Origin of the sequence: Nonomuraea sp. NPDC049695, from assembly GCF_040674955.1 — a bacterium.
GTDB lineage: Bacteria > Actinomycetota > Actinomycetes > Streptosporangiales > Streptosporangiaceae > Nonomuraea > Nonomuraea helvata.
In genome coordinates this window covers 140708-152755 of sequence record NZ_JBFANV010000007.1, presented here as the reverse complement: position 1 = coordinate 152755, position 12048 = coordinate 140708, and the positions used below count along the sequence as shown (strand labels likewise).

Sequence of the window (12048 nt, the reverse complement as noted above, 5' to 3'; positions counted from 1 at the left end):
GTGGCGATGTGCGGCGCCTGGTGCGGTGGTCGGTGGGTGGTGTGCGGTGGCCTGGTGCGGCGGCCGGTGGGTGGGTTCGCGGGCGCCGCGACCAGGGCGGGCGAGCTCTAGCGGTCGGCCTCGCGGATGGCGGTGCCGACCTCGCTGACGCGGTCGGCCAGCAGGCCGAGGGCGCCCACGGCCCGGGCCATCGGGTCGTCGTCGGCGCCGCCCAGGGCCTTGGCCTTGAGATACGCCGCCTTGATCTCCGCCCAGCGCTCGGCCTGGGCCGGGGTGAGGCGGCCGCGGAGCTCGGCCAGCTTGAGCAGGTTGGCCTCGGCGTCCGTGGTCAGGGTCTGGGCCTCCCCCAGGTAGTGGTCGTCGATCACCGCCTCCAGCTCGGCGTCGTTCATGGCGGGGACGATGTGCTCGGCCAGCTTGTTCATGTTCCGGTACGACCCCTGCAGCCGGTACGGAGGCTCGGTGCGGGCGGCGTCGGACTGGGCGGCCGAGGCGATGTAGGCCTGGTTGTTGGCCAGCACGACCTCCTGGACGCGTACGAGCTTGGCCAGCACGCTGAGGATCTGGTCCAGCTCGGGCTTGCTGTACGGGTGGCGGAGCTGGTCGGGCTGGACGGTCGTGTCGCCCTTGGCGAGCCGTACGAGGAGCTCGACGTCCGCGCGGTCGCGGCCGGAGAGCGGCGCGAGCACCGGGTTGGAGGTCAGCGCGTTGTCCACGTAGCTCAGCGCGAACAGGTCGTCCTTGCCCGACAGGACGTCGCCCAGGTTCCAGACGTCGGCGCGGTTGGCCAGCATGTCGGGGATGCGGAAACGCCGCCCGGACTCGGTGTACGGGTTGCCCGCCATGCACACCGCGAACCGCTTCCCGCGCAGGTCGTACGTGCGGGTGCGGCCGTTCCACACGCCCTCGATGCGCCGCTGGGCGTCACAGAGCGAGATGAACTTCTGCAGCAGCTCCGGCGAGGTGTGCTGGATGTCGTCGAGGTAGAGCAGTGTGTTGTTGCCCGCCTCCAGCGCGAACGAGATCTTCTCCACCTCCTGCCTGGCCGTCGCGTCGGGCGCGTCCGCCGGGTCGAGTGAGGTCACCTCGTGGCCCAGGGCCGGGCCGTTCACCTTGACGAACACCAGGCCCAGGCGGCTGGCCACGTACTCCATCAGGGTCGTCTTGCCGTAGCCGGGCGGCGAGATGAGCAGGAGGAGGCCCATCTGGTCGGTGCGCTTGCCCGCGCCCGCCGCGCCGAGCTGCTTGGCCAGGTTGTCGCCGATCAGGGGCAGGTACACCTCGTCGAGGAGCCGGTTGCGCACGAACGCGCTCATGACCTTGGGCCGGTACTCGTCCAGGCGCAGGCGGTGGCGTTCGGCCTCGACCAGCTCACTCCTGCGCCGCTGGTAGGCCCGGTACGCGGGGACGCGCTCCTGCCTGAACCGGCGCGTCCTCGTGAGGATCTCGTCCAGCCTGATGTCCAGCCGCCGGTCCTTGATGCGGGGATGCGCGCCCAGGAGCCCTTCCACGCTCTCCCGGACGGCGGCGCTGGAGTCGTGGCGCGGGACGTCGCACAGCTGCACGGCGATGGCCTCCGCCGCCTCGGGACCCTGGTGGTAGGCGGACATCCAGGCGTGGGCCAGCTGCAACCGCTCGGGGAGCGGCACGCTCTTGAGCTCCTCCTCGAACTCCCGCAGCTTGGCCGGGCCCAGGGTCTGCCGGAACCCGTCGAGGAGGTCGCGTGCCGCCTTGCTCGTCACGAACCCGAACGGGCTGCTGCCGAGCTCCTCGACGAGGTACTCACCGGCGAGCTCAGCCCCCGTCCCCTCTGCCGTGCCGGCGCTGATGGGCGCGTCAGCGGGGTGTGGGGCGGCGGGGCCCGGCGCACTCGTACGGAGGCCCGCCACGAAGCGCGCGATCAGCATCCCCAGCTCGGCGGCCAGCGAGTCCAGAGCAGGCGTGGACCCGAAGACAGCGCGGGCACGCAGCAGCGACACGGCCCGCGTGGCGAATGTTTTACGTGAAACGTCGTCGATCCCGAACGCCCAGAACAGCTGGGCCGCCGCCCGGACCTCGGCCGGATACCGCAGCAGCCCCGCTCCCGACCGCAGCCGCACCAGCACGTCCAGGATGGCCACGGCGTCATGGTCATGGACGCCCCGCTCGTATCCCTCGTCGTAGCGGGATTCCAGGGCCTGCCGCACCACGTCCGGCAGGGCAGCTCCGGGCGGCAGGGAGTCCAGGAGGGATGCCGCCAGGTGCTCGGCCCGGTAGACCTCGGGCGTCTCCGACACCAGCAGCTGGTCCCAGAAGGGCTGAGTGTCGGCGAAGGAGGCGGGCACGGGCGACCGGTAGTCGGTCCCTGTGATCGCGAAGTACATGGACCTGTCATGCGGCACCAGCGTCAGGTCGATGGGCTGGGTGTTGACGGCGAAGCGGTGGCGGCCGAGCCGGAGTGTCTCCCCGCCGTCGGAGAAGAGGTCGAGGCGATCCCGGAGGGCCCGGCCTGCCTCCTGCTGGGCGGACTTGACGCGCCCGTCCAGCTCCTCCGCCCGTACGGCGTCCCCGAGCGAGCGCAGCTCGGCGGCGGCCGAGCGGACCTTGGCCACCATGGGGTCGGTGGCGAAGTAGGTGTTGACCTCGTCCAAGGAGGCGAGGGAGCCGAGGCGGCGCGTGATGCTCCCCAGGATGCGTTCGGCGGAGGCGAAGACGCGGTCGGCACGCCGGGCGAGGTGGTCGAGCTGGGTCTGCTTGCGCGCCGAGAAGGCCTCGTAGACGTCCTCCCGCTTGGCCGACAGCTGCGCCGCGAAGTCGTCGAACTCGCCGAAGCGCGACTCCAGGGTCTCCAGCTGCAGCATCAGCCGCCCGAGCTGCTCGTCGCAGGCGGCCGGGGTGTCCGCCATGGCCAGGGCGCCCGTGACGGCCTGGCCGAGCAGCGCGAACTCGGCCGCGAACGCGGCCCGTCCCTCCGCCCCGAGCAGCTCACGCCGGCGCCCGTCCAGGAGGGCGCGCGCCCGGTTCACCCCGCCGAGGACCTCGGCGATCCGGCTCAGGATGGACGTGCGTACGGTGGCGTCGGCGATGTCCAGGGAGCCGACGACCTCCGTCACCACCTCCAGCCCCTCCGCCTGCGCGGCCAGCCGGTCCGCGACGGGGGCGGCCTCGGCGACCGTCGCGATCGCGGAGGCGGAGGCGGCGAGCTCCTCGACGGCCGCGTGATAGGCGGTGAACGCGTCCACGCCCTGCAGGAAGTCGACCGCCCGCTTCCCGACCGACGCGAGCTCCTCCGTCACGGACGAGGACAGCGCGTCCAGGGCGGCCAGGTCGATGTAGCGGGCCTCGCGCAACGTCACCAGGCGGCCCTGGGCCCGGCGGAGCGTGGCCAGCATGGTGACCCAGGCGTCCGCGGTGACCGGATTGTCGGCCCGCGCCTGGCGTACCAGATGGGTGGTCTCCTCGGCGGCTGCGGCGAGCGCGCCGGCGGCCTGGCGGGTGAGCTGCTCGACGTTCTCGTACTCGTCCAGCACCTGCTCGGCCGTGGCCCGCACGTCGGCGAGCGGCTCGCGCAGGCCGTGCTCCCCGAGCCAGTGGTAGGAGTCGAACGCCCGCGTGCAGGCGGCGATCAGCCCTTCGAACGTCCCCGTCGAAGGCGCCATCTCCTCGATCATCCGGGACACGGACAGGCAGTCGGAGATGCCGCGCACCAGCTCCGCGTTGCCGATGCGCTCCAGCGGCCCGGTCCCGGCGGGCTGGGCGGCGGCATAGGTGTCGGAGACGTACGGCGTCTGCCAGACCTGCATCGGGTGGACCCGGGTCGGCTCGTCGGAGGTCGCGCGGAAGACCACCATCGTGCCGTCGTCGAACAGCGAGTAGCCGTGGCAGACGATGGGATTGGCGACCTCCTTCCTGATCACGTTGTACGGCAGCAGCAGCGAGCGCCCGTCGCCCCTGGCGTGGAAGACGTACAGGACGTCCTCGCCGTTGGGCGAGCGGACCACCCGCTCGAACTCCAGGTCCGTCACGTCCGTGTCGAACGTCTTGCTGACCCCGGTCGCCAGGTAGTAGCCGCCGGGGAAGATCAGCCCCTGGTCCTCGGGCAGGCGCTGACAGGCCTGGCCGATGCCGTCGAGCCTGATCACGGCCTTGGTGCGGAGGTTGAAGACCAGGTGGCGCCGGTCGGTCTCCTTGTACGGCCTGATCCGCATGAGGATGAGCGGCCCCACCCTGGCGTACTCGACGTCGGCGTCGGCCAGGCTCTGCAGCGGCTCGGCGACCGGCTCGGCGTAGATGCCGGCGCCGGTCTCCGTGTTGTTCTCGATCTTGATGGTGAGGTCGCCGCCGACCGTCTCGACGAACACCTCGTCCTCGATCGAGATGTGCGGGTGCCGGCCGAGGACGTGGTCGTCGCGCGTGGTCGGCGTCCACTCGAAGTCGTGGGACGGGGGGAAGACGTGATCCCGCTCCCCCCTGTTGTCCAGATATTTCGGGACCCCGCCGTTGCTGACCGCCCACCGCAGCACCCGCAGGTCCGCCGGACCCGTCTGGAACACCGCCAGCAGCTTGCCCTCGACCCGCCTGAGCTGCTGCAGCCGGGTCTCCTTGTAGTACCGGTACAGCTCGGCGAAGTCCTTCTTGAACGCCGGATCGTCCAGCGTCTCCAGCTTGCCGGCGTCGAACCTGAAGGCGTCGCCCTCCCTGGAGAACCGGTGCACGGCGAACACGTCCGCCACCGCCGTCTCCGGCTTGAGCCCGATGAACACGTTGTAGCCGAAGAGCATCACGTCGCCCAGGGAGACGATGTCCCTGGGGACGCAGTTGTTCTCCGTACGGATCCGCTCGGTGCCCAGCAGGCGCAGCTCCGCGCCGCCGAAGACCTCCAGCCGCTCGCCGTTGAGCCTTTCGGCCGCCGCCGTCAGGGCCTTGGCCTGGGCCTGGAGCCGGTTCCTGAGGACCTCGTAGGTCCCCGCCTCGAGGCCGGTCACTTGGCCCCGGCCAGCGCGGCCACCGGGGAGTCGGCCACGCCCAGCCTGCGGGCCGTCTCCAGCAGCTCGCCGAGCGCCGTCGCCTGCGGGCCGCCGTCCTGGATGAGCCGCAGGAGCAGGGCGGAGACGGTCAGGTTCTTGATGTCCTCGGTACGCACGCCGCCGATCACGTTCGCCAGGTCGGCCGCCAGGCTCGCCGAGCCGTTGACGTACGGCGAGACCAGCGCCCCGGCGACCTCGGAGTGGTCCACGAAGCCGTCGACCACCTTGCCCGCGGTGATGGACCCGACCACCTTGTCGAAGAACATCGTGTCGCCGCCGACGATGTCGATGTTCGCCTTGGCCAGCCCCGCGGCCAGCACGCTCGCCTGCGACTCCGCCACCTGCCGCGACACGTCGATGTGCTTGAGCCTGATCTCCTTGTCGGCCTCCAGGCGCAGGCGGTACTCCTCGTGCTCCCTGCTGGCCTCGTCCAGCGCCGCCATCGCGGCCGCCTTCGCCGTGAGGCCCTCGGCCTCGGCCTTGAGCTTCTCGCCCACCGCGGCCGCGCCCGCCAGCGCCATCGCCTGCTCACCCGCGGCCTGCGCCTTGAGCCGGTCGCCCTCGACCAGGGCCATGGCCTTGGCGCCCTCGGCCTCGGCGGCCAGCTTCTCCTTCAACACCAGCGCCTCCGCGCGGCCCACCTTCTCGATGGCCTCGGCGTCGCGCTCCTTGACCTGCACCTGCGCCAGCCCTGCCGCGGCCGACTCGGCCTGGACGCCCTCGGCCATCCGGATCTTGGCTCGGGCCTCCAGTTCGGCGGCCTGCTGCCTGGCCTCGGCGAGCACCAGCTCCTCGCGCGCCTTGAACTTGGACGCGGCCTCCGCGGCCTCGGCCGCCTTGATGTCCTTGACCAGGTTCTCCTGGGCCTCGGCCTCGGCGGCGATGATCACGGTCTGGCGGGTGCGCTCGGCCTCCTCGACCACGCGCAGCCGCTTGATGCTCTCCTCCTGCTCGGCCACGGTCTTGTCGACCGCGATGCGCTCGCGGATGACCTCGGCGATCGAGCGCTTCTCGGTCTCGACCTCCTTGTCCTTGGCGATGCGCGACAGCTCGGTCTCCCGCTCGCGGGCGATGACCTCCAGCAGGCGGTCCTTCTCGATCCGCTCGGACTCGATCGCGATCACGCGCTCGCGGTTCTTCTCGGCGACCGCCACCTCGCGGGCGCGGTTCTCGTTCTGCACGCCGAGCTGCTCGTCCGCCTTGATGTTCGCGCTCTGGGCGCGCAGCCGCTCCTCGGCCTGCACGCGGGCGATCTCCGCCTCCTCGCGGGCCTTGACGGTCTCGATCTCCCGCCGCTGCTTGAGCTCGGCGTCGGCCTGGCGGCGCTGCAGCTCCAGGATGGCCTCGCGGGCGTCGACGTTCTGGCGGGTGATCTCCTTCTCCTCGTTGCGCTGGAACTCGTTCGTCCGCACGTGCTCGATCGCCGTCAGCTCGGTGATCTTGCGGATGCCCTGGGCGTCGAGGATGTTGCTCTTGTCGAGCTGCAGCAGCGAGGTCTGCTCGAGGTAGTCGATGGCGGCGTCCTCGAGGCTGTAGCCGTTCAGGTCGGTGCCGATGAGCCGGACGATCTCGTCCCTGAACTCGTCGCGCTTGGTGTAGAGGTCCACGAAGTCGAGCTGCTTGCCGGCGGTCTTGAGCGCCTCGGAGAACTTCGCGTTGAACAGCTCCTGCAGCGTCGCCTCGTCGCTGGCCCTGGCGGTGCCGATGGCCTGGGCGACCTTGATGACGTCCTCGGCGGTCTTGTTCACGCGGACGAAGAACGTGATCTTGATGTCGGCCCTGATGTTGTCCCGGCAGATCAGGCCCTCACGGCCGGTCCGCTCGATCTCGATGGTCTTGACCGAGATGTCCATGATCTCGGCCTTGTGGACGACGGGCAGGACCACGGCGCCGGTGAACGTCACGTCCACCTTGTTGACTTTGGAGACGATCAGCGCCTTACCTTGCTCCACCTTGCGGAAAAGGCGGCCGATGACGGCGAGCAGGCCAATCACGATGACCAGGATGACGGCGAGAAATACGCCGAAGCCGGCGGAGATGATGTCCATCAGTGCTCACTTTCGTAGGGCATGACCCAGAAGAATTCGCCGTCTTTGTCGTATTCGAAGACGAGGGCGTTGTCGCCGCGGGCCAGCCGGTCCCGGCCGGTCGTACGTACCTGCACGACCGCGGACGAGCCGTCGGCGGCGGTGACCTCGGCCTGGCCGAAGTCGGGCGTGGCCGCGCCGGTGCGGATCACGCACATCTGGCCGACGAAGTCGCCGCGCGAGTGCCGATCCCCGTCAGGGAACAGCCGGCGCAGCGGAACCAGCAGGCCACGGGTGGTGCCCCAGGCAACGGCCAGTGCGACGAAAGGGACGGCGAACAGCAGGCCGCCACTCGCCACCACCACGCTGCCGATCAGGCAGAGCAGCCAGGCCAGTGCGATCAACAGCGAGAGCGCGATCCCGGCGGGGACTCCCCCGAGGCCCAGCCAGGCGGCGTCGTCCTCCAGCTCGAACAGCCCGGTGATCACGGTCAGCCAATAACCGACGACCACCACGAGAAGGAAAGTGAAAATGACAGTCGGAAAGCTCAGTACGGTCTCTAAGAACTCGGTCATCCCGCCTCGGTTTGCGATCCCCCGTTGACGTCCTGACGGACTCTATACAGATAAAGCGCGACTAAAGAGGAAAGTTCCCGATAAGTCTGGCTAGTTGACCTCAACTTCGGTTGAGGTTGCATGCTGGCGCTCATGACTGAAGTGATGAGAGCTGCCGCCGTCGCCGAGCCGGGCGGCCCGGAAGTGCTGAAGGTGATGGAGCTGCCCGCGCCGCAGGCGGGTCCGGGAGAGGTGCGCGTGCGGGTGCGGGCGGCCGGCGTGCAGCCGTTCGACGCGTCCGTACGGGCGGGGTGGCTGCCGGCGTACATCTCCTCGATGCCCTTCCCGCGCATTCCCGGCAACGAGTTCGCGGGCGTGGTGGACCAGGTGGGCGAGGGGGTCACCGGGGTGTCGGTGGGGGACGAGGTGCTCGGCTTCTCCTTCCTGCACTCCTACGCCGAGTACGTCGTGGTCCCGGGGACGAACGTGGCGCCCAAGCCCCCCGAGGTTCCCTGGGAGGTGGCCGGCGGGCTGACCTCGGGCGTGCAGACCGCCGAGCTGGCGATCGATGGCCTCGGCCTGGCGGAGGGCGAGACGCTGCTCGTGCACGGCGCGGCCGGGTCCGTGGGCACGGCCGCGGTGCAGATCGCCCGGCGGCGCGGGGCCACCGTGATCGGCACGGCCCGCGAGGCCAACCACGACTACCTGCGCGACCTCGGCGCCGTACCGGTGGCCTACGGCGAAGGGCTGGCGGACCGGGTACGCGCGCTCGCGCCCGGCGGCGTGGACGCGGCGCTGGACGGGGCCGGGGGCCACGCGCTGGAGGTCTCGCTCGAGCTGGTCGAGGACCGGGACCGGATCGTCACGCTGGTCGAGCACGGTAAGGCGGCCGAGCTGGGCGTCCGGCTCGTCCAGGGTGAGCGCTCCGCCGAGCGGCTCGGGCGCTACGCCGCCCTGATCGCGGAGGGGGCCTTCAGGTTCGCGGTGCGCAGGACGTACCGGCTGGAGGAGGCCGCGGAGGCGCACAGGGAGATCGAGGCCGGCCACGGCCGAGGGAAGATCGTCCTTACGATCTGACGCTCACGGCCTCGGCGATGGCGAGGTCGATCTCCTTGAGCTCGCTCTCGCCGTCCTCGACGTCCCACAGGGCGTTCTGCAGGATGCGGCCGAGCGTCCATCCGGCGGCCCGCTGGGGGTCGAGGCCGAGCCGGTCCACCATGAAGTCGAAGCGGCGCAGCACCCCACGCGTCACGTCGCCGGTCGCGAGAACGGCCTCCCAGCGGTTGTGCAGGGCGGGCCAGAGGTCGAAGCAGGGGTCGCCCGCCAGCGGCTTGGGGTCGATGCTGAGCCACGGCTCGCGGTCGGCGGCCAGCACGTTGTCGTAGTGCAGGTCCCAGTGCAGCAGCCGGTCGCCGGGCTCGGAGACGAGCTCGGCGACCGCCGAGGCGCACCGCCTCATCCAGTGGCGGTCCCGCTCCCGCGGCAGGCTCTTCAGCGCCTGCTCCACGTCGTCCAGCATGGCCTGTGTGATGTCGCCCAACCGGCGCAGCCCCTCCGGCGCCGGATAGGAGACCAGGCGGGCCAGCAGCTCGGTGAGGACGCCCAGCGCCTCCATGTCGTCCGGCACGCTCGACAGCGACCGGTCCGCCTCCAGCCGCTCGAGCAGCAGGGTGCCGGTGTCGGGGTCGGAGTCGAGCAGGCGCACCGAGCCGTCGCCCGCCCAGGTCCGCAGCCCGTGGACCTCGGTGGCGTTCTCGTCATTGACGGGCTGGAGCTTGAGCGCGGCCTTCGTCCCGTCCTCGCGTACGACGGGCAGCACCAGGGACACCACCCCGTGCCTGGGCTCCCCGTCGAGCCGCAGCCCCCACTCCTCCAGGTAACGCTCGCCCAGCGCGGGCAGTCCGGCGGACCACGCGCGCCCGGCCTCCCCGTCGTACTTCACATGCGACTCGGTCAACGCCGCCGGCACCTTGATCCTCATGCCCCCAGTCTGCCCGGGACCGCGGGCCAGGCGCCGCCCGTTATCCGGCCGTCAGAAGTGCCAGGGGAACGGCGACCAGTCGGGCTCGCGCTTCTCCAGGAACGAGTCGCGCCCCTCGGCCGCCTCCTCCGTCATGTACGCCAGCCGCGTCGCCTCTCCCGCGAACACCTGCTGCCCGACCAGCCCGTCGTCGATCGCGTTGAAGGCGAACTTGAGCATCCGCTGCGCCGTCGGAGACTTGCCGTTGATCTTGCGGGCCCAGTCCAGGGCGGTCCGCTCCAGCTCCTCGTGCGGGACCACGGCGTTGACCATGCCCATGCGGTGGGCGTCGGCCGCCGTGTAGGTCTCGCCGAGGAAGAAGATCTCGCGGGCGAACTTCTGCCCGACCTGCCGCGCCAGATAGGCCGAGCCGAAGCCGCCGTCGAAGCTGGCCACGTCGGCGTCGGTCTGCTTGAAGCGGGCGTGCTCGGCGCTGGCCAGTGTGAGATCCGCCACGACGTGCAGGCTGTGGCCGCCGCCCGCGGCCCAGCCGGGGACCACGCAGATCACGATCTTGGGCATGAACCGGATGAGCCGCTGCACCTCCAGGATGTGCAGGCGGCCGGTCGCGGCCGTGCCGTCGGCGTACTGGTAGCCGTCCTTGCCCCTGATGCGCTGGTCGCCGCCCGAGCAGAAGGCCCAGCCGCCGTCCTTGGGCGAGGGGCCGTTGCCGGTGAGCAGCACGCAGCCGACGTCCGTCGTCTGCCGGGCGTGGTCGAGCGCGCGGTAGAGCTCGTCGACGGTCTGCGGGCGGAACGCGTTGCGGACCTCCGGCCGGTTGAACGCGATCCGCACCGTGCCCTGGTCGACCGCCCGGTGGTAGGTGATGTCGGTGAAGTCGAATCCCTCGACCGCCTGCCACGCCTTGGGATCGAACAGCTCGGAGACCATGGGCCAGAGCCTAACGGATCTGACCTTCGGCCCATTCGGCCCACTCCACTTGCGCTTTGCCCAGGCGAAGGCCGTATTCGAGGGTCATCCGCCCGTACTCCGAGAGGTTGTCGTGGCGGTTCTCGAGGAACTCGCGGATGCCCTCCAGGCGCTCCAGCTGCTTGCGGACCCGGTCGGCCTGGTGACCGAGGTACGCGCGGGCCTGCTCGGGCGAGACCTGGGCCAGGAAGAACACGCGGAGCAGCATGTCGCTGCGCAGGACCCTGGTCGGCTCCACCTCGGTGATCCAACGGCGGAGCTCGGCCAGGCCCTCCTCGGTGATCGCGTACTCCTTGCGGCCGCGCGGGCCCTCCGCCGACACGTCCACGAGGCCCGCGTCGGCCAGTTTGCCCAGCTCCGCATAGAGCTGGCTCTGCGTGGCGGGCCACACGTTCGACAGCGAGAGGTCGAACATCTTCAGCAGGTCGTATCCGCTCGCGGGCCCCTCGGAGAGCAGTCCCAGTACGGCGTGTCGAAGGCTCATATTCCTATGTTGACATATCGCCAGAGGAAGTTCTACCTTCGACATGTCACAAATGGAACGTGAAGGGACACCCGCCATGCCTGGTCTGATTGGCTTCCTCCCCTGGATCGTCTACGCGATCATCGCCACCAGCGACGAGTGGCGCTCGGGCGCCATCACCGGCCTGGTCATCGCCCTCGTCCTCGTGGTCCGCGACCGCTGGGCGGGCAAGGCCTGGGACGAGATGGTGATCGAGAGCAGCGCGGCGGTGTTCTTCGCCTGCCTCACGGTGCTCTCGCTGGTGGACCCGCACTCACCGCTCACGCCGTACGGGCCCGCGCTGGTCAACGTCTGGCTGGCCGGTACCGCGTGGGGCTCGCTGGCCATCCGCAAGCCGTTCACGCTGGGCATCGCGCGCACGATGACGTCGCAGGAGGTCTGGGAGAGCCCGCAGTTCTACCGCGTGAACGCGATCATCACCACGGTCTGGGCGGCGGCCTTCACCGTCGCCGCGGTCTCCCTGGCGCTCGTGCTCAACGCCGCACCTCACGCGACGACGCTGGTCATCGCCATCAAGGTGCTCACGTTCGCCGTGCCCGCCGTCTTCACCGCCTGGTACCCCAAGTATGTGCGGCGGGCGCTCGCTAAGTGACCTCCGCTCGCAGCTCCGCGAGCAGCTCGCCCTGATCGGCGAGCATGTCGGTGAGGATGCGGCGGGCAGCCCCGAGCAGATCGGCCAGCTCGGGGGTGGCCAGCGTGTAGACGACGGTGCTGCCCTCGCGGATCGCGCTCACGATCCCGGCCCTGCGCAGGACCGCGAGCTGCTGGGAGAGGCTCGAGGCCTCGATGTCGATCTGGGCCAGCAGATCCCTGACGGGGAGCGGCCCTTCCTGGAGTAGCTCCAACACTCGGATGCGAGCGGGGTGGCCGAGCGTTCGGAAGAAGTCGGCCTTGGCCTGGTAGACCTCCACGTGCATATAGCCCAGACTAATCCAGCGCAGTTGCATAATTCTTCAAGTCGTAACGTTGTTGGATAGCATGACAGCGG

The 12048-nt window shown here is 70.2% G+C and carries 9 protein-coding genes; 2 read left to right on the top strand and 7 right to left on the bottom strand.

The genetic code is table 11. The annotated features are described in order from the left end of the window. Positions 1-107: 107 nt before the first annotated feature. Genes AB0J64_RS09235 through AB0J64_RS09225 form a run of 3 tightly spaced genes read right to left on the bottom strand, consistent with a single transcriptional unit; the run spans position 108 to position 7545 of the window. A complete protein-coding gene (locus tag AB0J64_RS09235) occupies positions 108-4964 on the bottom strand; it encodes a DNA repair ATPase (RefSeq protein ID WP_364023104.1) in 4857 nt (1618 codons plus the stop codon). Further along, the gene (locus tag AB0J64_RS09230) at positions 4961-7054 is read right to left on the bottom strand and encodes a flotillin family protein (protein ID WP_364023101.1); all 2094 of its coding nucleotides are present in this window, start codon (positions 7052-7054) and stop codon (positions 4961-4963) included. Before AB0J64_RS09230 ends, AB0J64_RS09235 begins: the two co-directional genes overlap by 4 nt. Next, positions 7054-7545, bottom strand: coding sequence for a hypothetical protein (locus AB0J64_RS09225; protein ID WP_364023098.1), 492 nt, complete (start codon positions 7543-7545; stop codon positions 7054-7056). Before AB0J64_RS09225 ends, AB0J64_RS09230 begins: the two co-directional genes overlap by 1 nt. Positions 7546-7752: 207 nt before the next feature. On the opposite strand from AB0J64_RS09225, the gene AB0J64_RS09220 reads away from it, so the two are divergent. Beyond that, entirely contained in the window at positions 7753-8664 is a 912-nt protein-coding gene (locus AB0J64_RS09220) for an NADP-dependent oxidoreductase (RefSeq protein WP_364023333.1), read from the top strand. Here AB0J64_RS09220 and AB0J64_RS09215 read toward each other — a convergent pair. From AB0J64_RS09215 to AB0J64_RS09205, 3 genes are read right to left on the bottom strand one after another with little or no spacing between them, the layout of a single operon-like run. Beyond that, positions 8654-9568, bottom strand: coding sequence for an aminoglycoside phosphotransferase family protein (locus tag AB0J64_RS09215; protein ID WP_364023095.1), 915 nt, complete (start codon positions 9566-9568; stop codon positions 8654-8656). The genes AB0J64_RS09220 and AB0J64_RS09215 overlap by 11 nt on opposite strands. Before the next feature lie 51 nt (positions 9569-9619). Beyond that, positions 9620-10498, bottom strand: coding sequence for a 1,4-dihydroxy-2-naphthoyl-CoA synthase (locus AB0J64_RS09210; RefSeq protein ID WP_364023092.1), 879 nt, complete (start codon positions 10496-10498; stop codon positions 9620-9622). A gap of 10 nt (positions 10499-10508) precedes the next feature. Continuing rightward, positions 10509-11021, bottom strand: a complete 513-nt coding sequence (locus AB0J64_RS09205) for a PadR family transcriptional regulator (RefSeq protein ID WP_364023089.1) — start codon at positions 11019-11021, stop codon at positions 10509-10511. 76 nt (positions 11022-11097) lie between these two features. On the opposite strand from AB0J64_RS09205, the gene AB0J64_RS09200 reads away from it, so the two are divergent. After that, on the top strand, positions 11098-11652 hold the full coding sequence (locus AB0J64_RS09200; protein ID WP_364023086.1) for a hypothetical protein: 555 nt from the start codon (positions 11098-11100) through the stop codon (positions 11650-11652). Here the strand turns inward: AB0J64_RS09200 and AB0J64_RS09195 are convergent. Continuing rightward, complete coding sequence (locus AB0J64_RS09195; protein ID WP_043615149.1) at positions 11645-11977, bottom strand: metalloregulator ArsR/SmtB family transcription factor; 333 nt, start codon at positions 11975-11977, stop codon at positions 11645-11647. The two genes, AB0J64_RS09200 and AB0J64_RS09195, sit on opposite strands and share 8 nt — an antisense overlap. Between the last annotated feature and the right edge of the window lie 71 nt (positions 11978-12048).